Below are 24,765 nucleotides of genomic sequence, written 5' to 3'. Positions count from 1 at the left end.
GCAGTGTCAACGAAGACACCAAAGGAGAGAGTGGATGAGCACTGATATTCCCAGGCAGGGCAGGCGGCAGAAGGCACCGGTGCCGGAAGGCCTGCGCAAGGTTGTTGTGGCGTCCATGGCCGGAACGGTCGTGGAGTGGTACGAATTCTTCCTCTACGCCGCGGCGTCGACCCTCGTTTTCAGCCGTCTGTTCTTTCCCAACGCCAACACCGAGCTGGACGGCATCATTGCCGCATTCGTGACCTACGCCGTCGGGTTCGTGGCGCGGCCCGTGGGCGGAATCGTCTTTGGACATTTCGGGGACAAGTTCGGCCGCAAGAAGCTGCTGCAGCTGAGCATCATCCTGGTGGGTGTATCCACCTTCCTGATGGGCTGCCTGCCAGGGTTCGATTCGATCGGCTACTGGGCTCCGGCAATGCTGGTGGCGCTGCGCTTTATCCAGGGCTTCGCCGTCGGCGGGGAATGGGGAGGTGCCGTGCTGCTCGTTGCCGAGCACAGCCCGAACAAATCCCGCGGCTTCTGGTCCAGCTGGCCGCAGTCCGCTGTTCCGATGGGCAACCTCCTGGCGACCGGCGTCCTGTTCGTCCTCTCAGCGACCCTCAGCGAAGCCGCGTTCCTGGGCTGGGGCTGGCGGGTGGCGTTCTGGCTCTCCGCGGTGATCGTGCTGGTGGGCTACTACATCCGCACCAAGGTCTCGGATGCCCCCATCTTCCTGGAAGCACAGAAGGAAGTGGAGCAGGAGGCCAAGGGCTACGGCGTGATGGAGGTGTTCCGCCGGTACCCGCGCGGCGTATTCACCGCCATGGGCCTGCGCTTCGCGGAGAACATCCTGTACTACCTGGTGGTCACGTTCTCCATCACCTACCTGCGGATCGTGGTGGACACCGATACCTCACGGATCCTGCTGCTGCTGCTCGTTGCGCACTTTATCCACTTCTGCGCGGTTCCCCTCGCCGGAAAGCTGTCCGACTCACTGGGCCGCCGGCCCGTGTACATGGCAGGCGCCGTGCTGGGGGCCACCTGGGGCTTCTTTGCCTTCCCCATGATGGACACGGCCAATGACCTGATGATCCTGGCTGCGGTGACCATTGGCCTGCTGTTCCATGCCTTGATGTACGCCGGCCAGCCGTCCATCATGGCGGAAATGTTCCCCACCCGGATGCGGTACTCCGGTGTCTCCCTGGGCTACCAAGTGACGTCGATCGTGGCCGGTTCGCTGGCTCCAATTATCGCTACGTCGCTGCTGGCGGAGTTCGATTCATCCACTCCGGTGGCGCTGTACCTGCTGGGTGCCTGCGTCATCACGGCTATCTCGGTGCTGCTGCTGCGGGAAACCAACGGCATTTCCCTGCACGACGTGGATGCCGCCGACGCACAGGGCACCGCGGACCTGCTGGCCGCGTCCAAGGCAGCCGAGGAGAAGCGGACCGCCGCTGCCGCGGACTAGGCACCACCCGTTGCCGAACGCCGCTGCCGGTCAGAAGTCCAGGTGCTCCTGGCGGGCAGCGGCTTCTGCGTGGATGGCCTCGATGACCGCCTGGACCCGCGCCGAGCGCAGGGCTTCCGGGCGGGCCACCGCCCAAATCGTCAGTCGCCGTTCGAAGGAGTCCGCCAGTACCGGCACGAAGCCGTCCCGTCCGGCGACCATGAAGTTGGGCAGCAGGCCAACCCCGGCCTCCCGGCGCACCGCCTCCACCTGCGCGAAAATGCTGGTGGCCTGGAAACTGGACCTCGGATCCGGCAGCCCGGTGGACCGGTGTCCCAGTTCCTCGACCAGCAGTGCGGACTCCACGTAGGAGACAAAGCAGTGCCTGGCCAGGTCAGCCGGAACCTGCGGGGTGCCGTGGCGGCGCAGATACCCTTCGGCTGCGTAGAGCCGCAGCACGTAATGGCCCAGCAGGATCGCATGGGCGGTGCGGACGTCCGTATGCCCCACCACCACCTCCAGGTCCACGCCGGAACGGTTCTGGCTGACCTTGCGGGTGGCGGAGAACATTTCAACGCTGATGTTCGGGTGCGAGGCCTGCAGCTTCACCAAGGCAGGGGTGACGAATTCGGAACCGAAACCGTCCACGGTGCTGATCCGCACCACGCCGGCGAGGGGATCGGCATTGTCCGCCAATGCACAGCGCAGCGCGCCAAGGCTCTCTTCAATGGATTCGGCGGCCCGGACCGCCTGCGCCCCCAGCGCCGTCAGTTCCCAGCCGCGCGGTGTCCGGGACAGCGTCCGGCCGCCGAGTTGTTTCTCCAGCGCAATGATCCGCCGCGAAATGGTGGTGTGGGTGGTCCCCAGGGTCTCGGCGACGGCGGTGAAACGTCCCAGCCGCGCCACGGTGAGCAGGATCAGCAGGTCATCCGGGCTTGGCAGCCGGCTGGTGGTATCCAGGGCCGTTCCTCCTCTCCACGGTGTGCACGGGTGCACAGGGGGTCTGTGGATTCTGGTCTTGAACGCACTCTAGCGCAGGTGCCACGCTGGTTCCGCGGCGGACGCGCGGCAGCTGCGCAGCACCAACCGGGCGGCGCAGGCTCAGCACAACTCAGGCAGCACAACTAGGCAAAGGAGCTTAGCGATGGCGGAAGTTGGATGGATCGGACTGGGAAACATGGGGGCACCCATGGCAGGGAACCTGGTGAAGGCCGGTCACACCGTGCGCGGATTCGACCTCAGCCCGCGGGCCGTGGCTGCTGCCGAGGCAGCAGGAGTCCAGGCGGTGGGCAGCATCGCGGAAGCGGTTGCCGGAGCAGACGTGGTGTTCACGATGCTCCCCAAGGGCGAGCATTCCCGGGCGGTCTACCTGGGGCCGGACGGAGTCCTGGCCCATGCGTCCACGGAGACGCTGCTGGTCGATTCCTCCACGATCGACGTCGAATCGGCTCAGGCACTGCACGACGCCGCTGCTGCCGCCGGCTTCCGCTTCGTAGACGCCCCGGTCTCCGGCGGAATGAGCGGAGCGCAGGCCGGAACGCTCACCTTCATGGTGGGCGGCGCCCCGGACGCGGTGGCCGATGCCTCCGGCTTCATAGAGCCGATGGCCGGGAACGTGATTCCCACCGGAGGGGCCGCCACCGGCCAGGCCGCGAAGATCTGCAACAACCTCATGCTCTTCATCAACCTGGCAGCGACCGCTGAGGGCGCCGTGCTGGCCGAGAGGCTGGGACTGGACAAGCAGGTTTTCTGGGACATCGCCTCCGTTTCCTCCGGGGACAGCTGGGCGCTGCGCACCTGGTATCCGGTGCCCGGGGTCGTCTCCACGGCGGCGTCGAACAATAACTTCGAACCTACTTTCACCACCGAGCTGGCGAATAAGGACATCAACCTGGCCATCGCGGCCGCGAGGGATACAGGCACGCCGCTTGAAATCGGCGAACACGTCCAGCAGCTGTTCGCGCGGCTGATCGACGCCGGGCAGTCCGGGAAGGACTGCTCCATGATCGTGAAACTGGTGGACGGCTCGCTCGCTGCCACCCCCGACCAGGTCCCTGCGCCGTAGCGGCGCCCTACCGAAGAGAGCTCTTCATGCAGCGCATTCCCCACATCATCAACGGCAGGCAGGTCTCCGAGGCCGAGCGGTACGGCCCGGTCTTCAACCCGGCCACCGGCGCCCAGGAAAAAGAAGTGGCGCTGGCGTCCGCCGCCCGCGTGGAAGAGGCAATCCAGGCCGCCCAGGAAGCCCTTCCGGCGTGGCGGGCCACGTCCCTGGCGCGGCGCACGGCGATCTTCTTCAAGGTCCGTGAGCTGCTGACCGAACGTAAGGCAGAACTCGCCGCGATCCTCACGAGCGAGCACGGCAAGGTGCTTTCCGACGCCGAGGGTGAGATCACCCGGGGGCTGGAGAACATTGAATTCGCGTCCGCGCTCGCCCTGGGCCTGAAGGGCGAGCGGTCGGAGCAGGTGGCCACCGGCGTCGACGTCCATTCAATCCGCCAGCCGGTAGGCGTGGTGGCGTGCATTACCCCGTTCAACTTTCCGGCCATGGTGCCGCTGTGGATGATCGGCAGCGCCTTGGCGTGCGGCAATACCGTGCTGCTGAAGCCGAGCGAAAAGGATCCGTCCGCAGCCGTGTTCATCGCTGAGCTGTTCGCCGAAGCCGGGCTTCCGGACGGTGTGCTGAACGTGGTGCACGGGGATAAGGAAGCGGTTGATGTGCTGCTGGAGCATCCGGTTGTGAAGGCCGTCAGTTTTGTGGGATCAACGCCGATTGCCCGCACCATCTACCGCCGGGCCGCCGAACACGGCAAACGGGTCCAGGCCCTGGGCGGGGCCAAGAACCACATGGTGGTGCTGCCGGACGCAGACCTGGACATGGCGGCCGACGCGGCGGTTTCCGCAGCCTACGGGTCCGCGGGGGAGCGCTGCATGGCCGTCAGCGTGCTGGTGGCCGTGGGAAACATTGCCGATGATCTGGTGGAAGCCGTGCGCTCGCGGATGGTGGACCTCAAGATTGGCCCGGGCACTGATCCCTCCTCCCAGATGGGTCCGCTGATTACTGCCGAGCACCGGGACAAGGTGGCTTCCTATGTGGCCGGTGCCGCGGATGAGGGCGCCACCGTGGTGGTGGACGGCCGGGACACGGCTTTCGACGGCGACGGGTTCTTCCTGGGTGTCAGCCTGCTGGACCACGTGAAGCCGGGCATGAAGGCCTACGACGATGAGATCTTCGGCCCCGTCCTCTCCGTGGTCCGCGTGGAGACCTACGCGGATGCGGTGCGGCTGGTCAACGAAAACCAGTACGGCAACGGCACGGCGATCTTCACGCGCGACGGCGGGGCCGCCCGGGCATTCGAGTTCGACGTCGAGGCCGGCATGGTGGGCGTCAACGTGCCCATTCCGGTGCCGGTGGGATCCTTCTCCTTTGGCGGCTGGAAGGATTCGCTCTTCGGCGATACGCACATGTACGGCCCGGATTCGATCCGTTTCTACACCCGCGGCAAGGTGGTTACCACCCGCTGGCCGGACCCGGCGACGTCGGAAATCGACCTGGGATTCCCGCAGGTTCTCTAGGCAGGGAACTCAGGCACCGCGCACCTGGGGCAGCAGCCGGGCAGTGCCCCGCTGCTGCCCCAGCAGGAGCAGTGCCAGGACGGTCTGCACCGCCAGTCCGGACACCAGCAGAACCAGCGCACCGGCAGGAGTGCTGCCGGTGCCCGCGGGCGGGAAGGCCAGCAGCCAGACTGCCGAACCCGCGTGCAGGGCTGCGGTGGCCGCGAGCGCCCCCGCCCGCAGGCGGAGTCCGTGCGGCGACGGACCGCAGTTGAGGACGGCAGCGGTGAACAGGCATCCGGTGGCCGTGAGGTACGCGGTGACCAGCCAGTGCACCGGCATGGACTGCTGCATGGCAGTCAACACCGGGGTGTGGAACATGGCCCACATGCCGGCCGCTACGAGCACCGTGGTGGTTCCCGGGTGGGTCAGGAAACGGGCGGCTGGAGAACGGACGCTTCGGCGCAGCCGCGCTGCCGGGACGGTGTCGAGTGTCCTCAGCGCCAGCTCCACGGGGTGGGAGAGGACCAGCAGCAAGGGGCCGGCCATCCCGGCCAGGACATGCGAAATTGCCAGCGCTCCAAAATCGGTGTGTGCCCAACCCGCCAGCGGCTCCAGCACTGTCAGCAGGACGGTAAGAACCCCGGCCAGGAAGGACACGAGCCGCCGGTATGGCCAGGTGCCGGCTCTCGGGGATCGTGCTCCGGCCCAGTAAGCGGCAACCGCAGCGACTGCCGGAATGAGGAAGAGGGACTCTGCCGGGAAATCACCGTGGTTATGCATGCGGCCGGCCCGGAGCGACGGAGGCGGGAGCTGGGATGGAACGCGCTGTCTGGGGCGGCGTCATGTGTCCGAACGTAGCACCGCAGCAGGGCCCGGTTGAACCCTCCGGGCGCAACCGGCCATTGACAGATCCCCATCCACGGCAAGGATGAATGCCATGTGGACGGGAACCCTTGAGTTCGACCTGCTGCTGGATGACGTACATTCCCTCAAGCAGAAGCGCTCCGTGGTGCGGCCGCTCGTGGCGGAACTGGCACGCAGGTTTGCCGTCTCCGCTGCCGAGACAGGCCAGCTGGATCTGCACCGCAGGGCGGAGATTGGTATCGGGATTGTCTCAGCTGACCGCGCGCACGTGGTGGAGGTGCTGGACAACGCAGAGCGGCTGGTTGCCTACCGTCCTGAAGTGCAGCTGCTCAGCACCCGCCGACGGGTGCTGAGCAGCGAAGACGAGTAGCTGGAGACGGTGGGGGAGAGGCATGGACTTGAGGACGCGGCGCGGACAGGTGGTCACTGCCGCCGCGGGCCCGAACCCAGATGTGACGTGCTTGGCGCACCGGCGTTCCCATCGCGTGATGCCGGTGTGGGCTGTTGGGACCCCACGAGTGAACTCGTGTCACAGAACGTGGGAAGGGCGGTCGCCCGAAGCAGTGCACCCGGGTATATGCTGTCCGGACGACAGTAAATTTGGACCCCCAGAAAGAAGTGGGCATGCTTTTCGAGAACCAGGCAGCACTCGTCACCGCGGCAGGAGCCGGCATTGGCCGGGCCATCGCCCTGCGGCTGGCCGCTGAAGGAGCCGCCGTCGTCGTATCCGACGTCAATGACGAGGCCGGCGCTGAAACTGTAGCGCTCATCGAAGCCGCGGGCGGCGCTGCGGCCTATGTTCACGCAGACGTGTCCAGCCCGGACGAAGTGGGTACGCTCGTCCCCTTTGCCCTGGAAACCTTTGGCCGGTTGGACCTGGCCGTGAACAACGCCGGGGTGGGCGCCATGCCAAAACCGGTACAGGAGATCAGCGCCGCGGATTGGGACCGGACCATCAATGTGACTCTTCGGGGGACCTTCCTCGCACTCCAGGGCCAGATGGCGCACTTCACCGGCCAGGGTCGCGGAGCAATCGTCAACATTGCCTCGCTGGCAGGGATCAGTGCCACGCCAAACCTGACCCCGTACGGTGCAGCCAAGCACGGGGTGGTCTCCCTGACTCGCAGCGTCGCCAAGGAATGTGCTGAGTTGGGTATCCGGGTCAACGCCGTGGCGCCGGGCGCCATTGAAACCGCTGCCCTGACATCGCTGCCGGAGGATGCCAAGGCCGGCTACGCTGCAGAGATCCCCATGAAGCGGCTGGGACAGCCGGAAGACATCGCCGACGCCGTGGCATTCCTGCTCTCAGACCAGGCATCCTTCATCACCGGTGTTGTGCTGCCGGTAGACGGAGGCACCGAAGCGTAGCTATGGCAACCGAGCAGAATGCAGTACTGATTGAACTCCTGAATCGACTGCTGGCACAGTGGACGGCTCCCGGCTTCACCACGGCCGTGGCAGCCCGCGAGGGCGTGGTGCTGGACTCTGCCGCGCTGACGCTGCTGTCGATCCTCAACAATTCAGGCGCTCAGCGGCCGTCGGCGCTGAGCGAACGCATGGTCACCGGTGCCTCCAACATTTCCAAGATCACGGCTCGCCTGGAAGAAGCCGGCCTAGTCCGGAGGATGCCGGATCCGGTTGATTCGCGGGCCTCGCTGATAGACCTCACAGAGGCCGGCGCTCAGGCAGGACAAGCGCTGCGGCGTTCCGGGAATACCCTGGTTGACCTGCTTCTCCAGGGTTGGAGTCCACGGGACCGGGCGGAGCTGGTTCGCCTGCTCACCCGGTTTGAGGCTGAGACCGAAAGGGTTGCAAGCGCGCTGCGGGACAGCAGCAGCTAGCCGGCGTCGGTCCCCCGGGCCCAGCGGGGCCCGGGGGAACACCCGGCCTAGTAGGCCTTGACCCGCTGCTCCACGATCAGGTGGATCAGCGCGAACTTGCCCTCTTCGTCGATGGCTTTCAGTGCCGCCTCAACTGCGGCGGGGACATCGGCGTCGTTCTCCACCCGCACGCCGAACCCGCCGAACGCCTGCGCCATCAGCGCGAAGTCCGGGTTCTTCAGCTGGGTGCCGGAGATCCGCTCCGGGTAATGCCGCTCCTGGTGGGTGCGGATGGTGCCGTATTCCTGGTTGTCCATCACCACCACAAGCGGGGTGGCGCCGTACTGTGCCGCCGTGGCAAGCTCCTGGCCATTCATCATGAACTCGCCGTCGCCGGCGATCGTGACCACCCGCCGTCCCGGATGTGCCAGGGACGCGGCGATGGCGGAGGGCACCGAGTAGCCCATTGACCCGTTGCGGGCGCTGAGCATTGAGGCGTAGCGGCGGGTGGGGAAGTAGCGGTGTGCCCAGTTGGTGTGCTCGCCGGCGCCAAGGGTGATCATGGCGTCCTCGGGCAGCGTTGGCACAAGGTTCGCCATCAGGGTGTCCATGCGGGCCTGGCCGGTTGCCGGTTCCGCGGGCGGAAGCGCCGCGAACTTCTCCTGCTCACCGCGCATCCGGGACGTCCACGCCTTCCACTCTTCCTTCACCGGAAGGTCCATCATCACCAGGTCCCGCACAAACACGTCCGGCTTGGCCACAATCTGGTAGGACACGGGGCCGGAGCGCCCGCGCAGCGAAGGATCAATGGTGACGAGGAAGTTCTTCTTCTCCCAGTCCTGGCGAACCACAAAGCCGTCCGTGATCACGTCTCCGGGAACAGTGCCGACGAAGACCAGCAGGTCGGTTTCTTCCAGCAGGTCATAGGTGGGCTTGGGCCGCCCGTAGCCGATGGGACCCACGTAGGACGGGGAGTCGAAGGAGATGGTTCCTTCGCAGCGCCATTCCGCCGCGGCCGGCAGATGGTGCTCTTCCAGCCAGCGGGTCAGGGTATCGGCTCCCTCCTGCGTCCAGTCGTTGCCGCCGGTGACGAACAGTGGCTTGTCCGCTTCCTTGAGGGCGGCCTGCAGCGCCTTCCAGTCGGTGACGGTCATGCCGCCGGGCGCTACCGGAATCGGGGGATGGAGGGATGCGGAGACTTCCTTGCGGATGATGTCTTCGGGCAGGCCGACGACGACGGGGCCGGGACGCCCGCTCATGGCGGCGAAGAACGCTTCGGCCACGATCTCGGACGCGCGCTCCGGATGGTCCAGCACCATGACGCGCTTGGCTCCGGTGTTGAACCAGGCCTTGATGTCGAACTCCTGGAACGCCTCCCGGTCCCGGTGCTCGAAGGGAATCAGCCCCACGAAGAGCACCATGGGCGTGGAATCCTGCCAGGCAGTGTGCAGCCCCACGTGCGCGTTCGCCGCACCCGGCCCGCGGGTCACCATCGCGACGCCGGGAAGCTGGTTCATCTTGCCGTCCGCTTCCGCCATGTAGGCGGCACCGCCCTCGTGCCGGCAGACCACGGTTTCGATGGGACTGTTGTGCAGGCCGTCCAGGACATCGAGGAAGCTCTCTCCGGGCACAACATAGGTGCGCTTGACGCCGTGGGCAATGAGGGAATCGACAATGACATGGCCGGCGCTCTTCACCTCCGGCTCTCGGGCAGCGGGAGGGGCGAGCGGTGCAGGCTGAGTCATCTTCGACCTTTCGTCATTGAAACGTTGAACTGCCGTCCACCCTCGGGGCGTCCGGCATCCCTATGTTCTACCCCATGGGTGCTCCCGTTCCGCAGATCATGTGCCAATGTGTCAGAAGGGGTCCTGCCGCCAGGCACGCCGTCCGGGTTCGGGGTTGGCCGCCTGGTCCGGTCATGGGGAAGAATTGGGCGGGTGAGTCCCGCCAACGCCCCGCAGCCCGCCCGCCAGTCCGCTGACCTGTCCACCGGTGCCGGTGCCGCAGCCCGGATCTACGCCCAGATCGCCGCCGAACTGGGGGTGGCTCCCTGGCAGGTGCGTGCCGCCGTCGAGCTCCTGGACAGTGGTTCCACCGTTCCGTTCATTGCCCGCTACCGCAAGGAAGCAACCGGAACCCTGGATGACACGCAGCTGCGCGAACTCGACGAGCGGCTGCGGTACCTGCGTGAACTTTCCGAACGCCGCCGCGCCGTCCTGGAGGCGATCGAAGCCCAGGGCAAGCTCACCGCTGAGCTTCGTGCGGCCGTTGAATCGGCGGAGACGAAGTCCCGGCTGGAGGACATCTACCTTCCGTACAAGACCAAACGGCGTACCAAGGCCCAGATTGCCCGCGAAGCCGGGCTGGAGCCGCTGGCCGATGCGCTGCTGGCCAACCCGGCGCTGGACCCCGAAGCCGAAGCCGGCCGGTACGTGAACGAAGCGGTTCCCGACGCCGCAGAAGCCCTGGCCGGTGCCCGCGCCATCCTGGTTGAACGTGCCGGGCAGGACGCCGACCTGCTGACCGAAGCGCGTGAGAAGCTCTGGAAGCAGGGCCGGCTGCGCTCGCAGGTCAGGGCCGGAAAGGAAGCCGAGGGGCAGAAGTACTCCGACTACTTCGACTTCTCCCAGTCTCCGTCCGGAATGCCGTCCCACCGCGTGCTGGCACTGCTCCGCGCCGAGAAGGAAGGCATCCTGGAACTGGGACTGGCCGAGGCTGATCCGGCGGACGCCGAGGCCCTGGCTGCTGCCCGGCAGCGCTTCGAGAACTCCGTTGCCTTCCGGCTGGGTGCTGCCGCTGCCGGGGGACCTGCCGGCGCGTGGCTGCAGCAGACTGTCCAGCTGGCGTGGCGCCGCATCCTCGCCAAACTTTCAGTAGACCTGCGGGTCCGCCTGTTCCAGGACGCCGAAGCGGAGGCAGTTCGGGTGTTCGCGGCGAACCTGCGCGATGTGCTGCTGGCCGCGCCCGCCGGGAACCGGGCCACCCTTGGCCTGGATCCCGGCCTGCGCACCGGTGTCAAAGTGGCCGTGGTGGACGGGACCGGCAAGGTCACGGCCACGGACACCGTCTATCCGCATGCGCCGGCGCGCAAGTGGGACGAGGCCCTGGTGCGCCTCGCGGACCTGGTGAAGAAGCACCGGGTGGAGCTCGTGGCCATCGGCAACGGCACGGCCTCCCGGGAAACTGACAAGCTGGCCACCGAACTGATCCGCCTGCTGCCGGACGCCAAACTGGAGAAGCTGGTGGTTTCCGAAGCCGGTGCGTCGGTCTACTCCGCGTCGGCCCTGGCAGCTGCCGAACTGCCGGGCATGGACGTGTCCCTGCGAGGTGCGGTCTCGATTGCCCGCAGGCTGCAGGATCCGCTGGCCGAACTGGTGAAGATTGATCCCAAGTCCATCGGCGTGGGCCAGTACCAGCATGACGTCACGGCAGCGAAGCTGGACCGGTCCCTGGATGCCGTCGTTGAAGACTGCGTCAACGCCGTGGGCGTGGACGTAAACACCGCGTCTCCGGCGCTGCTGAGCCGTGTTGCCGGCGTCGGTCCCCTGCTGAGCGAAAACATTGTGGCCCACCGTAACGCCAATGGACCGTTCGCCAGCCGAAAGGACCTCCTGAAGGTGCCCCGGCTGGGGGCCAGGGCCTTCGAGCAGTGCGCCGGCTTCCTGCGGATCACCGGGGGCAGCGAGCCGCTGGACGCGTCCAGCGTGCACCCTGAATCCTATGGAATCGCCCGCCGGATCCTGGCTGCGGCCAAGGCCGACATGACGCCTTCCGGTGCGGAGCTCACGGGCCTGGACCCGGCCGAATTCGTGGATGAGTCCACCGGCCTGCCCACCGTCCTGGACATCCTCTCCGAGCTGCGCAAACCCGGCCGTGACCCGCGGCCGGCGTTCAAGACCGCCACCTTCTCCGAAGGCATCGAGAAGATCGCGGACCTGCGTCCGGGCATGGTGCTCGACGGCGTGGTCACCAATGTGGCGGCCTTCGGTGCGTTCGTGGACATCGGAGTCCACCAGGACGGGCTGGTCCACATCTCCGCGATGTCCTCATCCTTCGTTTCCGACCCGCACGACGTCGTGAAGTCGGGCCAGGTGGTCAAGGTCAAGGTGATGGAAGCAGATCCGGAACGGAAGCGGATCTCGCTCAGCCTCCGCCTGGATGACGACGCCCCGGCACCGGGTGCCGCCGCCGGGCAGGGCAGCGCCCGTGGTTCCCGGCCGCAGAGCAAACGGCCGCAGCCAAGCGGCCAGGGCGGGCGGAACGCGCAGGGCGGTGCAAAGCCCCGGGGCGGCACAGCGGGCAACGCGCCGCGCCGGCCCCAGGCGGCCCCGGACAGCGCCATGGCAGATGCGCTGCGCCGGGCCGGCCTGGCCTAGCCCCGGGACCTGCAGCCGTTCAGCCCGCGGAGGGGATGTCTTCCTCGCCGGTAGGGGGCACGGTACCGGCCGCATGGGTGCCCTGATCTTCACGGATGTTTCCGGCCGAATCGTCGCTGCTGCCCGGCGTCCGGGGTGAACCGGTGGGCTCCGGCTGCGGGGCGCTCGGGCCCAGGGGATCCTCGGCGTCGTTGGCCGGTCCGGTGGGTTCTGTAGTCATAGCGTGTCCTTTCGTCGTTGCCTGGATGCGGGCCTAGGCCCTCTGGGCAGGGCCGAGCAGGCTGTCCTGCAGGTTCTCCAGCAGGTCCCGCGGGGACTCGAAGACCTGTTCGGCTCCGGCGTCGCGCAGCTCGGCTTCGCTGGTCCCTCCGCAGGTCAGGCCGATAGTGAGGATCCCCAGGGCAGCGGCAGATTTCACGTCCCATACCGAGTCGCCCACGAAGACGGTGGCGCCGGCTTCCAGCTCTGCCGAATCCAGTGCCGCCTGGAGGATGTCCGGAGCGGGTTTGCTCTCTTCGGCATCGGAGGAACTGGTGGCAGAGGTGATCGCGTCGTCGGCGTCGATCGCCTGGCGGAGAGCCTGCAGTTCCGGTTCCGAAGCGGAGGAAGCCAGAACGACGGCGAGGTCCCGGGACGCGCAGGCACGCAGCAGGTCAGCGGCGCCGTCGAACGCCCGCAGCGCAGGCCAGGAGGTGGAGAAGATTGCTCCGTGGCTGGAATCGAGCTTTTCCTCGACCTCGGGTTCGGGATCACCGCCCAGCAGATGGCCAATGAGCTTGTCTCCGCCCATGCCGATCGCCCGGTGGATGTTGGCCATGGGAATGTCATAGTCCAGGCGGCGGAACGCCTGCCACCACGCCACGGTATGCAGGTAGTTGGAGTCCACCAGGGTGCCGTCCACGTCAAAGAGCACGCCGCGCAGCGAGCGTGAGTCCTTAGTCATCAGATATCCCTTGGGTTGGGTGCAGTGTGTCTGCTGAGTCTACCGAGGCTGGTTGGCCGGGCGGTCCGAGGAAAGCGGCCAGCTCTGTTTCCAGGGCGGAGGGGTCGCGGAGCTCGCATTCCCACACCACCAGCGCCTCCCAGCCGGCGGACGCCAGCGCCCGGAGCGCTGCCTCGTCCCGCTCCACCGTGCGGGCCCGCTTGGCCGCCCAGAACTCGGGGTTGGTAGCCGGTGCGTGGGTGCCTGCGGGGCAGGAGTGCGTGTGCCAAAAACAGCCGTTGACGAAGATGACCTTGCGCCGGCCAGCGAACACCAGATCCGGCTTGCCGGGCAGGGAGCCGCCGGCGGCCGCTCCGTGCAGGCGGAAGCGGTAACCGGAACGGTGCAGGAGGCGGCGGACCTTGAGCTCGGGCTTGGTGTTCTTGGAACGGATCCGGGACATGTTGCGGCTGCGCTGTTCCGCGGAAACCGTATCTGCCATGCCGTCAGTCTAGGTCCCTTCACTGGTTTGCCCGCCGGTGCCGCCGGAAGCGGCGGGCTCCTAGCCAACCGGTGCGGGGCAGGCATATGTTGGCTATGGTGACCGGCGAGAGGACTGTTGTTCCATGGCCCACATCAAAATCTTGGCGACCGGAGGGACCATTGCCTCACGTACCGGCCGGGACGGCGCAGCGTCGGCTGGACGCGCCGAAGACATCGCGGCCTCCCTGTCCGGGCGGCACAGCTATTCCGTCCAGGACATAACAAACGCCAACAGTTTCCGGCTGCGTTTGGCGGACGTGCGGATCATTGCGGAAGCGGTCCGTGCTGCCGTGGCGGATGAGGCCGTCGACGGCGTTGTGGTCACCCACGGCACCGACACCATGGAGGAGACGGCCTTTGCGCTGGACCTGGTGCACGTTTCCCCCAAACCGGTGGTCTTCACCGGTGCGCAGCGCCCGGCGGACAGCCCCGTCGCTGACGGCCCGGCCAACCTGGAAGAAGCCGTAACTGCCGCTGCGGCGGCCGGACTGCGTAACGCAGGCGTGCTGATTTCCTTCGCCGGCCAGGTCCAGTCAGCGCGCGGAGCAAGGAAAGTCCACACTGTGGCCGCCAACCCGTTCGCCGGGGGAGTGGAGGTAGCCCACTTTGTTGCCGGGACGCTGCATGTCACGGCCATTCCCGTCCGCCCCGCGCCGCTGCCCATGCCGGGCGAGGACTTCGACAACGCCCGCGTGGAAATCATCGTCTGCGCCCTCGGCACGGGTCCGGAGCTTTTCAACCACGCCGTCCACACCGGAGCCAGCGCGATTGTCCTGGCCGGAACGGGCATGGGCAATGCCGGCGAGGGGTTTGCGGAAGCGGTGCAGGACGCGGTGCACGGAGGCTGCCCGGTGGTCCTGTGCACCCGGGTGCCTGCCGGCCCGGTGGTTCCTGCGTACGGCGCCGGCGGCGGCCTGGACCTGGTCCGCGCCGGTGCCATTCCGGGAGGGGATCTTGCGCCGGTGCAGGCCAGGATGCTGGCCGCCCTGCTGACGTCCCTGCCGGCCACCCAGGAGGAAATCCTCCAGGCCCTGACCACCGGAACATCGCGCAGCCGCTAGCCCCCCCCGGCCCGCAAGGTCTCGATCCTGCATCGGCAGTCCACACTTGCTGCGAAGGGGGGTCCCAAAATCACTAAGTCGGCTTAGTATTAACCGCACTGAAGGTACCCCTTACAAGGAGGTAAGAGATGTCGGGCTACTTCAAGCTGGTTGACGCCCACGACGGCGCTTTCCGGATCAAGCTCATTTCCGGCGACGGAGCGCTCATGGCAGTGTCTGCGATGTTCCCCACCAAGGAAGCTGCGGCTGCGGGCATTGAGCAACTGAGGGAGATCGCCGGGACCGGGCCGGTCGTGGACCACAGCAAGGATGCCGATGTCGTGGCAGACGCCAAACGCAATACAGGCAGGGCCAAAGCATCCTGACCCAACCCTGCCCGAGGTCTTTCCGGAAGATGCCTTTCGTTCCCGGCTCCCTTAGGGCACCGGGAACGGAAGGCATCTCCTATGACTGGCCCTCGTCGCCTTCCGCAGCGTTCTGGGCATGGTCCCTCGAAGAGTCAGCGTGGGACGTCTCTTCGCCTTCCGAGGGTTCCTCGTTGTGAGTCCGGTTTTCGTCATTCGGGGTAGTGCTCATGAGTGCCTCCATGGCTGGTTTACGGCAACTGCCTTTCCAGTCTAGGAACCTGCCTGCGCTCCCAACAGGGTCTGCGGGGCCGGGAACATCCCTAGGCAGCGGATGCATCTGCCGGTAGCGTTTGCCGGATGCAGCCAAGAGACGCGGATGTCATTGTGGTGGGTGCCGGCCTTGCCGGCCTGGTAGCCGCAGCCGAGCTGGTGGACGCCGGCCGGTCGGTGATCCTGCTGGAGCAGGAGGGGGAGCAAGGGCTGGGAGGCCAAGCCTGGTGGTCCTTTGGCGGCCTCTTCTTCGTGGATTCCCCGGAGCAGCGCCGCCTCCGAGTCAGGGATTCAGTGGAGCTTGCCTGGCAGGACTGGCAGGGGACGGCTGGCTTTGACCGCGAGGAGGATTACTGGCCGCGCCGCTGGGCGGAGGCTTACGTCAATTTTGCGGCGGGCGAGAAACGGGCCTGGCTGCATCAGCTGGGACACCGCGTCTTCCCCGTGGTTGGCTGGGCGGAACGCGGCGGCTACGGCGCCAGCGGTCCCGGCAACTCCGTGCCCCGCTTCCACATCACCTGGGGAACCGGGCCCGGTATTACCGCACCGTTTGTGGCCAAGGTGCGCTCCGGCGTCGAGAGCGGCCTGGTGCGGCTGGCGTGCAATCACCGGATGGAATCACTGGTCAGCACTGCGGGCACCGTAACCGGAGTGCGCGGGACAGTCCTGGAGCGGACGACGACGCCGCGCGGCCGGGCTGCGGAGCGCGCCACGGTGGGTGAATTCGAATTCTCTGCCGGCGCCGTCGTCGTGACAACCGGTGGTATTGGCGGCGACCATGACCTGGTGCGCGCCGCCTGGCCCCAGCGGCTCGGCGCACCGCCCACGGCGATGCTGAGCGGGGTTCCGGGACATGTGGACGGACGCGGGATCAGGGCGTCGCAGGATGCCGGGGGACGGGTGATCAACCCGGACCGGATGTGGCATTACGTGGAGGGAATTAAGAACTGGAACCCGGTGTGGCCGAATCACGGCATCCGGATTCTTCCCGGGCCGTCCTCGCTGTGGCTCGACGCCACCGGGAAGCGGCTGCCGGGCCCGCTCTTTCCTGGGTTCGACACTCTCGGGACGCTCCAGCACCTGCGCGGCACGGGGTACGACTACAGCTGGTTCGTCCTGAACAAGGCGATCATCCGGAAGGAATTCGCGCTTTCGGGCTCGGAACAGAATCCGGACCTGACCGGCAAATCCCTGCGCGGAGTGCTGGGCCGGGCCACCGCGGATGTACCGGGGCCGGTGCAGAAGTTCCTCGACCACGGAGAGGACTTCCTCACGGCCGGCAGCGTTCCGGAACTGGTGGCGGCCATGAACGAGCTGGCCAAGTCCTCGACGGACGGGAAGGCGCCGGTGCTCTCGGCGGAGTCAGTGCTTGCGGAGCTTCAGGCCCGTGACCGGGAGATCGCCAACCCCTTTAGCAAGGATGCTCAGATTACGGCCATTCGCGGGGCGCGGACCTATCTGGGGGACCGGCTGATCCGTACGGCCGCCCCGCGGCCCATCCTGGATCCCAAGGACGGACCGTTGATCGCGGTGCGGCTGTCCGTGCTGACCCGCAAGACCCTGGGCGGGCTCGAAACCGATCTGGACTCGCGGGTGCTGGGAGCCGACGGCATCCCCGTCCCGGGCCTGTTTGCGGCCGGGGAAGCCGCCGGGTTCGGCGGTGGCGGGATGCACGGGTACCGGTCGCTGGAGGGAACCTTCCTGGGAGGCTGCCTCTTCAGCGGCCGCGCAGCCGGACGGGCGGCCGCCCGCTGACGCTTCCGGGAGACAGCGAAGGGGCCGGCACCTCTCGGTACCGGCCCCTTCGCTGTTCGTGGAGGCTAGGCTCCCGGGTTGTACTTCTTGAACTGGCGGTAGGCCTTGGAGCCGTTGAAGTACTCGGTGGACGGCTTCATCCACAGCATGATGACCGCAGCCACCGGCAGCACGATGCCGAGAACCGTGAGCACGGCCATCAGCGAGCCGGCGGTGGTGAGGTTGGCCAGGCCGAACAGGCCCAGGACGGCGAAGACGGTGGCGACGATGCGTGCCCAGTTGTAGCCCTTACGGACAAACAGCGCGACCAGCACGGCGACGGCGATGCTGACGACAGCGAAGAAAATCGACAGTGCGGTACTGAACGCGATAACCGCGTCGAGCTCGGAAGCGCTAATGGCAACGGCGCTCGTCTCCACGAGCGAGTTCCGGAAGTCGTCGGAGTTCATCCAGGAGAGTGTTACCGGGATGCTGATTGCTGAGACAACGGCCGCTGCGATCAGCAGCCAGAAGCCAAGGTCAACCTGCTTGGGACGCACCGGTGCTGCCGGCGCTGCCGCGGGCTGGTTGCCGGCGTAGGCGTTGTAGCTGTAGTTGTTTGCCGGAGGCTGCTGCTCGGACATAGTTCCCCTCATAAGTGTCTGCGATGCGGTTTTGTGCCGGCGGCTGCAGGGTCCGCCGGCGCATGACCAAGCCAGCCTAGCCGGAGGATGCCGTCCCGTCCTCCCCAATAAGGCTGAAATTGTCGGTGTGGTTTCCGGAGCGCACTGCACCGCAAGGACTAAGAAACCGGCTGGGCTCAGATTTCCGCCGCAGCCACCAGCGGGAAGGTCGGCGTCGTCGAACCGCCGGACGGCTCGATCGTCAGTGCCACGGTCCCGGCACGGGAGACCTCCCCGTTGAGCCACACCCGGACGTCGCCTCCGCCGAAATGCACGTCAGGGATGGGGGTGCCGTCTTCGAGCAGCCACAGCTGGTACTCGCGGTCCGCACCCGGATCAGGGAGGTTTCCGGCCAGGAACAGGGCAGCGTCTTCTTGTTCTGAAAGGAGCAGCGTGGTCGGCTGCCCGTCCACCTCAAGGTTCTGGACGGCAAGATCCGGCGCGGCCAGGAGACGGTCCTCGCGGTCCTGCTGCTGCTGCGCCTGCTGCTGGCGCTGCTCGGACTGCACACCCAGCGCCCAGCCGGCCAGGCCCGCGGCCGGGAGCAGGAGGGCTGCGGCTGCGGCGGCCAGCAGTACGCGGCGGCGCCGGCGGTGGAGGGGAGCCCGGGTTGGCGCTGCCGGCCGGATGCGGGTCACTTGCGCCTGGCGGGTTCCGTGAATCGATGCGAGGACTGATGAACGCAGCTCCGCGGGAGGCTCCTGCTCGGTAGCGGCGGCCAGATGGGCGGACACGTCAGCGAAGTCGGCGACCTCGGACCGGCAGCGGGCGCAGCCGGCAAGGTGTTCTTCGAATGCGGCCCGCTCCGCCGGCTCGAGGGCGTCGATGGCGAAAAGCGGTGCAAGTTCGTGCAGCCCGCTGCCGGAATGCTGGTTGTTCATCGCCGTCCCCCCAGCGCAGATCTCAGGTTGTTCAAGCCGTCCCGTATCCGGGCCTTTGCCGTCCCGAGCGGAATGTTCAGCGCGCGGGCAACCTCCTGATGGGTGCAGCCTTCGTAATACGCCAGGGCCACCGCCTCACGCTGGAGCGGGCTGAGCGTTCCAAGCCCGTCCCGCACTTCCTGGACTGCCATGGACTGCTCCACCTGCTCCCAGGTCTGGTCTGCCGCCGTCGTCGGGCGCTGATCCTCATACGTTTGCTCACGGTTCCGTTCGCTCGCCACCTGGCGAACCCGGTCCACGGCCCTGCGGTGGGCAAGGGTGCAGAGCCAGCCCAGGACTGATCCCCGGGACGGAGCGAAACGCCCTGATTGTTCCCAGGCCATGAGATAGACCTCCTGCACCACCTCGGCAGCAATTTCAGGAGAACGGGTTACCCGTACCGCTAAACCGTAAACCCTGGCGGACGTGGCATCGTACAGGTCCGCAAAGGCGGCCTCATCTCCGCCCGCACTGCGGCGCACCAGATCGGCCAGGTCCGGAACCGTCCGGCCCAGCACGGGAACGCCGAACTGGTCGCCCGGCGCTGTACCCGGCTCAGTCATCGGCTTGCACTGCTCATCCCTTTCAGCGGCGGAGTCCACGGCTGAGGTCCGCGGACACACTCAGGTGGTGAACTCTGCCATACCGGGAGGCCCGTGTGCCAGCCGGATCCGCTTTCCCCTCAGCCGGGAAAAAAATTCCTGATCCGGACCCATCCGGATGCCGTCCGGCTCCGAACTCCTTGTGCATTCACACCGATTTACCGACTCAGCAGATGAAGGAAACCGATCATGAATACGAAGCTGCGGCTGCTCGCCGTTCCCACCCTTGCACTTGGTGCCCTTGCTCTTTCCGCAACGCCGTCGTTCGCCCACGGACCGGATTCATGGTCCGGCCAGGCAACCCTCAACAGCATGAACAACTCGGGCACCACCGGCCAGGCGATGGTGGAGGTGCACGGGACTGAAGCCAAAGTGACCGTCAACGTTACCGGCGCGGCGGAGACCTTCATGGACGGCCCCTTCCCACACGCCCAGCACATCCACATTGCCGCACAGGGCGTCTGCCCCGGCCCGGACGCGGATACCGACGGCGACGGCGTCGTCAACACCACCGAGGGGCATCCCTTCTACGGTCACATCGGCACCTCGCTGACCACCGAGGGTGATACCAGTGCGGACTCGGGCCTTGCCGTCGAGCGATTCCCCGGCGGATCGGCGTACAACTACGAGCGGACCTTCGAAGTAAACCCGGAGACCGCCCAGTCACTGGAAAACGGCACGGCAGTTGTGGTGGTCCACGGCGTTGATCCGTCCAAGATGCCGGAGGCAGCAGCCGCGAAGATGTCGGACCTGGACCCGTCCCTGCCTGCCGCGGCAACCCTGCCGGCAGCCTGCGGAACCCTGGCCGTTTCCCAGATGGGCGCCATGCCCGAAGGCGGCGCTGACACCGGCGTCGAAACCGCCGGCGCAGTAGACGGAACCACCCTGGCAGCAGCCGGTGCGGGTGCCGGAGTACTGGCCCTGGCCGGAGCCGTGCTGGCCCGCCGCCGCGCCCGTGGCTAAGGACTCAGCGATCCACAGCGGACGCCGCGCAGGATTGATCTCCTGCGCGGCGTCCCTGCTGCTGGTGCTGGGTGCCTGCTCAGCGGCACCGGCACCGGATGCGCCGTCCTCCGCTGCAGCCTCCTCCGCTGCGCCGTCGTCCGCGGCAGCCGTTCCGGCACCGGCACCCTCCGGCCCCGGCACGGAGACTCCCGCACCGGTTTCGCTTCCGCAGAGCCTTGCGATCCCGGCCACCGGAACACAGGGCGACCTGCTGCATCTGGGGCTCCGAGAGGACGGCTCGCTGGAGGTTCCGCCGGAAGGCCCGGGCGCTCCGGCCAGCTGGTATTCAGGTTCTCCGGCACCCGGTCAGCCGGGCCCGGCGGTACTGCTCGGGCATGTGAACGCAACCGGTGGCGGGCCGGGCGTTTTCGCGGACCTGCGCGCCCTGGTGCCCGGGGACGTTGTGGAAGTGGGACGGCAGGATGGCTCTACCGTGGAGTTCACGGTTGAGCGTGCCGAGCAGTATGGGAAGGACAGTTTTCCCACCCTGGAGGTGTACGGCAATACCGCCGGCCCGGAACTGCGGCTGATCACCTGCGACGGTTTCGACCCGGCGACGGGAACGTTCGATGACAACTACGTTGTGTACGCTGCGATGCGCGGCTGAGCCCTGGCCGCGTCCTAGCCGAGTTCGCGGCGGAGCCGGTGCCTGAGGCCCAGCCGGACCGATGACCATTCGCCTTCCAGGATCGAGAACACCACCACGTCGCGGCGGGAGCCGTCCAGCCACAGTTCGTTCGAGCGCAGGACGCCATCCTGCTTGGCGCCGAGACGGGCGATCGCCGCCCGGGACGCGTGGTTATGCCAGTGGGTGCGGAATTCGACGGCGATGCAGTCAAGGTCCTCGAAGGCGCGGGAGAGCAGCAGGTACTTCGCCTCTGCGTTGATCGACGTCCGCTGGGCGCTGGCCGCCAGCCAGGTTGAGCCAATCTCCACCCGGCGGTGTTCCGCCTTGATGTTCATGTAGGTAGTCATGCCGCACAGTACGCCGGTGTCCAGGCGGCGGATCGCCCACGGGGCCATGCTGCCGGCGGCCTGCTGCTGCAGCCGGGACTCCACTTCCGCCGCCATTGCGTCCGGGGCGGGAATGCGGGTGTACCAGAGGTTCCACAGTTCCCCGTCTCGAACGGCGTCGGTCAGCTCCGGGACGTGCTCGGGGGACAGGGGTTCCAGCCGGACAGTGCTGCCCTCGAGCACCACGGGGCTGGAGAACGGATTCGCATGCATGGATTCATCCTAGGTAAGGAAGGGAATTATTACGGGGCACGCACCGTTGCCGAGATAGATGCAATAACATGTATCTATTGGATGTAAGGAAGGTGCCGTTGTGGCCGAACGCAGGATTGTTGCAGTAACCGCCGGACTGGGAGTGCCGTCCTCCAGCCGAATGCTGGCGGACCAGCTGGGTGCGGCGGCCCAGGACCGCCTCCGGGAGCTGGGGCACGACGCCGTCGTCACTACGTACGAACTGCGCGAGTACGCCGTCGACATCGCCAACGCCATGGTTTCCGGTTACGCGGCGCCGAAGCTTGAAACCCTGTTCAACGAAGTCGCGGACGCCGACGCGCTGATTGCGGTGTCACCGGTCTTCAGTGCCTCCATGAGCGGCCTCTTCAAGTCCTTCTTCGACGTCATGGACAAGGACGCCCTGGATGGAAAGCCCGTCCTGGCCGGGGCCACCGGAGGAAGCGCACGGCACTCCATGGTGCTGGACTTCGCGCTGCGTCCGCTCTTTGCCTACCTGCGGGCGCGGGTGGCTCCCACCGCCGTCTACGCCGCTCCGGATGACTGGGGCGCCGGCAGCGACGGGGTTTCCGCACTCGATGACCGCGTCCGGCGTGCCGCAGCGGAGCTCGTGGCCCTGCTTGGCGACGCCCCGGTTGACCGGCCTTCCCGCAGCACGGGTGAGTCGCTGCCTTTCGAGCAGCTGCTGGCACAGATCCAGCCCCGAGGCTAACCGGAGGCCGCCCGAGGGACTCGTGGACCCCGAAAAGGGGTACTAGCGTTCCACGAACGCCAGGACACGGGCCGGGCTGGCCGTACCGCCCACGATCTTCAGCGGGGAGACCACCACCATGGCGCCGGTGGCCGGAAGCGCCGCCAGGTTCTGCAGCAGCGTGACCCCGTACTTGTTGTTGCCCAGCAGGTAGTAGTGCGCCGGGAACGGCGGATCGAAGGCACCGGCGTTGCCGGCGTCGATCCCCACTGTCTCAACGCCCAGGCCTGCAATCGGGGTCTCGTCGGCCAGCCACCTGGCGCACGCCGCGGAGATTCCGGGGGTGTGCGAACCGGTGTCGTCGAAGTTCAGAAACGCATCGGCGTCGTCTATGTATTTGTCCCAGCCGGTGCGCAGCAGCAGCCACGCGCCGTCGGGCAACGCCCCGTGTTCCGCTTCCCAGGCCTGGATGTGCTCCGGCTCCACCAGGAAATCCGGGTCCGTGGCTGCCTCGGCACTGAAATCCATCACGACGGCGGGTCCCACCAGCCGGCGGACCGGGATCTGGGAAACATCGTCCCCGTCCCGCCCGGTGATCCAGTGCGACGGCGCATCCACGTGCGTGCCGATGTGCTCACCGGTGTGGATGTTGTTGTGCTTCCAGAACGGACCCGGCTCATCGAAGGCGCTGACCTGCTCCAGGCTGAAGTCGATCAGGTTCACGAACGGGTCCGGCAGCTTCAGCGTGGGAATACCCGCGGACAGCGGAGCCGTGAGGTCCACGACCTCCAGGGCGCCGCCGTCGAGGGCCCCGATCAGGTTCTGGATCAACCCGGGTTCAGTGCTGGGAAGAGACATGTTCGGTTCCTGTCCAAGGTCGAAAATCGTTTGCCTGAGAATACCGGGGAACCCCGCCGGACAGCCCGACTGGGTCGCAACATGACGCACGGCCATTTGTGCCCCGGCAGCCGCGCGGTCCTAGGATTCTGGTAGACCTCGCCCGCGCCATCACAGGAGTCAGACGTTGGACCAGATGAACATTGCCGGGCTGGTAGGCCGCACCTTGGCCCAGCTGGGCGCCGCCCACGCCTTCGGAGTGGTGGGCAGCGGCAACTTCCACCTGACCAATGCACTGCGGGAGAACGGTGTGCCCTTCACCGCCGCGCGGCACGAGGGCGGCGCGGCAACGATGGCCGATGCCTTTTCGCGCATGTCAGGGCTGGTGTCGATCCTGACCACCCACCAGGGCTGCGGCCTCACCAACGCTGCCACCGGCATCGGGGAAGCCGCCAAGTCCCGGACACCGATGATCGTCCTGACCGCCGACGCCGCCGGCTCAGCCGTGCGGTCAAACTTCCGGATTGACCAGGACGGGCTGGCCCGCAGCCTGGGGGCCGTGCCGGAACGTGTGCACTCAGCCCAGAGCGCCGTCGCAGACACAGTCCGGGCGTTCCGAACCGCGCAGAATGAACGCCGCACCGTTGTGCTCAGCGTTCCGTTGGACGTCCAGGCACAGCCCGTTCCCGCCGGTACGCCCCGCCGGGTGCCACCGGTGGCGCCTACCGGTTTCGTCCGGCCCAACGCCAGCCTGGTGCGCGGCCTGGCAGACGTGCTCAGCACCGCGAAACGGCCGGTGTTCGTGGCCGGCCGCGGTGCGCGGTACGCTGCCGAAGAACTCAAGGCCCTCGCCGCCCAGTCCGGCGCGCTGCTGGCCACCTCGGCCGTTGCGAACGGACTGTTCGAAGGGGAGGAATTCAACCTCGGCATCTCCGGCGGATTTTCAACTCCGGAGACGGCCGCGCTGATCCGTGACGCGGACGCGCTCATCGGCTGGGGTTGCACCCTGAACATGTGGACCATGCGCCACGGTTCGCTGATCAACCCGGACGCGGTGGTGGTGCAGGTGGACCTGGACGATTCGGCGCTGGGCGCCAACCGGGAGATTCACCTCGGCGTGATTGGTGACTGTGCCGCTACGGCCGCCGACGTCCTGGCCGAGCTGCAGGCCAGCCAGGCGGAGCCGCCCGCGAAGTACCGCACTCCCGAAACGGCAGCCCGCATTGACGCGGGCGCACGCTGGCAGAACGTGCCGGTAGAGGACCTGTCAACGTCCGAGCGGATCGACCCGAGGGCGCTGACCCTGGAACTTGATGCGCTGCTGCCCGCCGAGCGCCTGGTCTCCGTGGATTCGGGCAATTTCATGGGCTACCCCGCCACCCACTTGTCCGTGCCGGACGAGTTCGGTTTCTGTTTCACCCAGGCCTTCCAGTCCATTGGCCTGGGCCTGGGCACCGCGATCGGTGCTGCGCTGGCCCGCCCGGACCGGCTGCCTGTCCTGGGCACCGGGGACGGCGGATTCCTGATGGCTATCTCGGAACTTGAGACTGCCGTTCGCCTGGGCCTGCCGCTCGTGGTGATCGTGTACAACGATGCCGCTTACGGTGCCGAGGTGCACCACTTTGGTGCCGCGAACGACGCCGCGGGCACGGACATGGAAACCGTCACCTTCCCGGACACGGACATCGCGGCGATTGCCCGCGGCTACGGAGCAGACGGCATCACGGTCCGCACTCCGTCAGACCTGGCCGCGGTAACCGGCTGGCTGGAAGGTCCGCGGACCGTACCCCTGGTCATTGACGCCAAGATTGCCTCCGACGGCGGTGCCTGGTGGCTCGCGGAGGCGTTCAAGGGACACTAG

26 protein-coding genes are annotated in these 24,765 nt (G+C 67.0%); 14 read left to right on the top strand and 12 right to left on the bottom strand.

The genetic code is table 11. From position 1 onward, the window contains the following. Positions 1-34 precede the first annotated feature (34 nt). Positions 35-1,447, top strand: coding sequence for an MFS transporter (locus ACSLGO_RS16760; protein WP_091607681.1), 1,413 nt, complete (start codon positions 35-37; stop codon positions 1,445-1,447). Between the two features lie 30 nt (positions 1,448-1,477). On the opposite strand, the gene ACSLGO_RS16755 is transcribed toward ACSLGO_RS16760, so the two are convergent. After that, on the bottom strand, positions 1,478-2,422 hold the full coding sequence (locus ACSLGO_RS16755; RefSeq protein WP_436401522.1) for a LysR family transcriptional regulator: 945 nt from the start codon (positions 2,420-2,422) through the stop codon (positions 1,478-1,480). Between the two features lie 76 nt (positions 2,423-2,498). On the opposite strand from ACSLGO_RS16755, the gene mmsB reads away from it, so the two are divergent. Both mmsB and ACSLGO_RS16745 read left to right on the top strand, forming a co-directional pair. Then, positions 2,499-3,491, top strand: coding sequence for a 3-hydroxyisobutyrate dehydrogenase (gene mmsB / locus ACSLGO_RS16750; protein WP_436401551.1), 993 nt, complete (start codon positions 2,499-2,501; stop codon positions 3,489-3,491). 26 nt (positions 3,492-3,517) lie between these two features. Continuing rightward, positions 3,518-5,002, top strand: a complete 1,485-nt coding sequence (locus ACSLGO_RS16745) for a CoA-acylating methylmalonate-semialdehyde dehydrogenase (protein WP_091607676.1) — start codon at positions 3,518-3,520, stop codon at positions 5,000-5,002. Positions 5,003-5,011: 9 nt separating this feature from the next. Here the strand turns inward: ACSLGO_RS16745 and ACSLGO_RS16740 are convergent, their stop codons facing one another. Next, positions 5,012-5,764 (bottom strand): cytochrome c oxidase assembly protein, encoded by a 753-nt coding sequence (locus ACSLGO_RS16740; RefSeq protein ID WP_436401521.1) that lies wholly within the window; start codon positions 5,762-5,764, stop codon positions 5,012-5,014. Positions 5,765-5,921: 157 nt separating this feature from the next. Here ACSLGO_RS16740 and ACSLGO_RS16735 point away from each other — a divergent pair, with 157 nt between their 5' ends. The 3 genes from ACSLGO_RS16735 to ACSLGO_RS16725 all read left to right on the top strand — a co-directional run bounded on the left by ACSLGO_RS16735 (position 5,922) and on the right by ACSLGO_RS16725 (position 7,689). Beyond that, positions 5,922-6,218: a DUF503 domain-containing protein gene (locus tag ACSLGO_RS16735; protein WP_152275293.1), complete on the top strand. Its 297-nt coding sequence runs from the start codon at positions 5,922-5,924 to the stop codon at positions 6,216-6,218. A 254-nt stretch (positions 6,219-6,472) separates the two neighbouring features. Continuing rightward, positions 6,473-7,216, top strand: a complete 744-nt coding sequence (locus tag ACSLGO_RS16730) for an SDR family NAD(P)-dependent oxidoreductase (RefSeq protein ID WP_436401520.1) — start codon at positions 6,473-6,475, stop codon at positions 7,214-7,216. Between the two features lie 2 nt (positions 7,217-7,218). After that, positions 7,219-7,689 carry a MarR family winged helix-turn-helix transcriptional regulator gene (locus ACSLGO_RS16725; RefSeq protein WP_436401519.1) on the top strand — a complete coding sequence of 157 codons (471 nt, stop codon included), beginning with the start codon at positions 7,219-7,221 and terminating at the stop codon, positions 7,687-7,689. A 47-nt stretch (positions 7,690-7,736) separates the two neighbouring features. Here ACSLGO_RS16725 and ACSLGO_RS16720 read toward each other — a convergent pair whose 3' ends face one another. Then, on the bottom strand, positions 7,737-9,413 hold the full coding sequence (locus ACSLGO_RS16720; RefSeq protein ID WP_387005721.1) for a thiamine pyrophosphate-dependent enzyme: 1,677 nt from the start codon (positions 9,411-9,413) through the stop codon (positions 7,737-7,739). A 237-nt stretch (positions 9,414-9,650) separates the two neighbouring features. On the opposite strand from ACSLGO_RS16720, the gene ACSLGO_RS16715 reads away from it, so the two are divergent. After that, entirely contained in the window at positions 9,651-12,044 is a 2,394-nt protein-coding gene (locus tag ACSLGO_RS16715; protein ID WP_436401549.1) for a Tex family protein, read from the top strand. Positions 12,045-12,063: 19 nt separating this feature from the next. Here the strand turns inward: ACSLGO_RS16715 and ACSLGO_RS16710 are convergent, their stop codons facing one another. Genes ACSLGO_RS16710 through ACSLGO_RS16700 form a run of 3 tightly spaced genes read right to left on the bottom strand, consistent with a single transcriptional unit; the run spans position 12,064 to position 13,468 of the window. After that, on the bottom strand, positions 12,064-12,264 hold the full coding sequence (locus tag ACSLGO_RS16710; protein ID WP_325787522.1) for a hypothetical protein: 201 nt from the start codon (positions 12,262-12,264) through the stop codon (positions 12,064-12,066). A gap of 33 nt (positions 12,265-12,297) precedes the next feature. Beyond that, the gene (locus ACSLGO_RS16705; RefSeq protein WP_263128314.1) at positions 12,298-12,987 is read right to left on the bottom strand and encodes an HAD family hydrolase; all 690 of its coding nucleotides are present in this window, start codon (positions 12,985-12,987) and stop codon (positions 12,298-12,300) included. After that, positions 12,980-13,468, bottom strand: a complete 489-nt coding sequence (locus ACSLGO_RS16700; RefSeq protein WP_386886844.1) for a very short patch repair endonuclease — start codon at positions 13,466-13,468, stop codon at positions 12,980-12,982. The genes ACSLGO_RS16705 and ACSLGO_RS16700 overlap by 8 nt, the downstream gene beginning before the upstream one ends. 124 nt (positions 13,469-13,592) lie before the next feature. On the opposite strand from ACSLGO_RS16700, the gene ACSLGO_RS16695 reads away from it, so the two are divergent. Next, positions 13,593-14,570: an asparaginase gene (locus tag ACSLGO_RS16695; protein WP_436401517.1), complete on the top strand. Its 978-nt coding sequence runs from the start codon at positions 13,593-13,595 to the stop codon at positions 14,568-14,570. Positions 14,571-14,698: 128 nt separating this feature from the next. Beyond that, positions 14,699-14,935: a YegP family protein gene (locus tag ACSLGO_RS16690; RefSeq protein ID WP_091607647.1), complete on the top strand. Its 237-nt coding sequence runs from the start codon at positions 14,699-14,701 to the stop codon at positions 14,933-14,935. Positions 14,936-15,014: 79 nt separating this feature from the next. Here the strand turns inward: ACSLGO_RS16690 and ACSLGO_RS16685 are convergent, their stop codons facing one another. Further along, a complete protein-coding gene (locus tag ACSLGO_RS16685) occupies positions 15,015-15,146 on the bottom strand; it encodes a hypothetical protein (protein ID WP_255300596.1) in 132 nt (43 codons plus the stop codon). 128 nt (positions 15,147-15,274) lie between these two features. Between ACSLGO_RS16685 and ACSLGO_RS16680 the strand changes: the two genes are divergently transcribed. Continuing rightward, a complete protein-coding gene (locus tag ACSLGO_RS16680) occupies positions 15,275-16,942 on the top strand; it encodes an FAD-binding dehydrogenase (protein WP_277665069.1) in 1,668 nt (555 codons plus the stop codon). Between the two features lie 65 nt (positions 16,943-17,007). Here ACSLGO_RS16680 and ACSLGO_RS16675 read toward each other — a convergent pair whose 3' ends face one another. From ACSLGO_RS16675 to ACSLGO_RS16665, 3 genes are all read right to left on the bottom strand, one after another. After that, positions 17,008-17,565, bottom strand: a complete 558-nt coding sequence (locus tag ACSLGO_RS16675) for a hypothetical protein (RefSeq protein ID WP_091607642.1) — start codon at positions 17,563-17,565, stop codon at positions 17,008-17,010. Positions 17,566-17,741: 176 nt separating this feature from the next. Beyond that, positions 17,742-18,485, bottom strand: coding sequence for an anti-sigma factor (locus tag ACSLGO_RS16670; RefSeq protein WP_263128317.1), 744 nt, complete (start codon positions 18,483-18,485; stop codon positions 17,742-17,744). Further along, a complete protein-coding gene (locus ACSLGO_RS16665) occupies positions 18,482-19,087 on the bottom strand; it encodes a sigma-70 family RNA polymerase sigma factor (RefSeq protein WP_176697646.1) in 606 nt (201 codons plus the stop codon). Before ACSLGO_RS16665 ends, ACSLGO_RS16670 begins: the two co-directional genes overlap by 4 nt. A 228-nt stretch (positions 19,088-19,315) precedes the next feature. Between ACSLGO_RS16665 and ACSLGO_RS16660 the strand changes: the two genes are divergently transcribed. Continuing rightward, positions 19,316-20,089, top strand: coding sequence for a hypothetical protein (locus tag ACSLGO_RS16660; protein WP_091607636.1), 774 nt, complete (start codon positions 19,316-19,318; stop codon positions 20,087-20,089). Continuing rightward, a complete protein-coding gene (locus ACSLGO_RS16655; RefSeq protein WP_226802588.1) occupies positions 20,082-20,738 on the top strand; it encodes a class F sortase in 657 nt (218 codons plus the stop codon). The genes ACSLGO_RS16660 and ACSLGO_RS16655 overlap by 8 nt, the downstream gene beginning before the upstream one ends. A gap of 14 nt (positions 20,739-20,752) precedes the next feature. On the opposite strand, the gene ACSLGO_RS16650 is transcribed toward ACSLGO_RS16655, so the two are convergent. Then, on the bottom strand, positions 20,753-21,358 hold the full coding sequence (locus ACSLGO_RS16650) for a GNAT family N-acetyltransferase (RefSeq protein WP_325787517.1): 606 nt from the start codon (positions 21,356-21,358) through the stop codon (positions 20,753-20,755). Positions 21,359-21,458: 100 nt separating this feature from the next. On the opposite strand from ACSLGO_RS16650, the gene ACSLGO_RS16645 reads away from it, so the two are divergent. Next, positions 21,459-22,088 (top strand): FMN reductase, encoded by a 630-nt coding sequence (locus ACSLGO_RS16645; protein ID WP_091607631.1) that lies wholly within the window; start codon positions 21,459-21,461, stop codon positions 22,086-22,088. Positions 22,089-22,130: 42 nt separating this feature from the next. Here the strand turns inward: ACSLGO_RS16645 and ACSLGO_RS16640 are convergent, their stop codons facing one another. Continuing rightward, entirely contained in the window at positions 22,131-22,925 is a 795-nt protein-coding gene (locus ACSLGO_RS16640) for a cyclase family protein (RefSeq protein ID WP_436401516.1), read from the bottom strand. 175 nt (positions 22,926-23,100) lie between these two features. On the opposite strand from ACSLGO_RS16640, the gene ACSLGO_RS16635 reads away from it, so the two are divergent. Then, complete coding sequence (locus ACSLGO_RS16635) at positions 23,101-24,765, top strand: thiamine pyrophosphate-binding protein (RefSeq protein WP_419242976.1); 1,665 nt, start codon at positions 23,101-23,103, stop codon at positions 24,763-24,765.

The sequence above is a fragment of the Arthrobacter sp. IK3 genome (genome assembly GCF_051337705.1).
Classification (GTDB): Bacteria; Actinomycetota; Actinomycetes; order Actinomycetales; family Micrococcaceae; genus Arthrobacter_B; species Arthrobacter_B koreensis.
The sequence above is the reverse complement of the archived record's forward strand: the minus strand, read 5'-3'. Positions and strand labels throughout refer to the sequence as shown.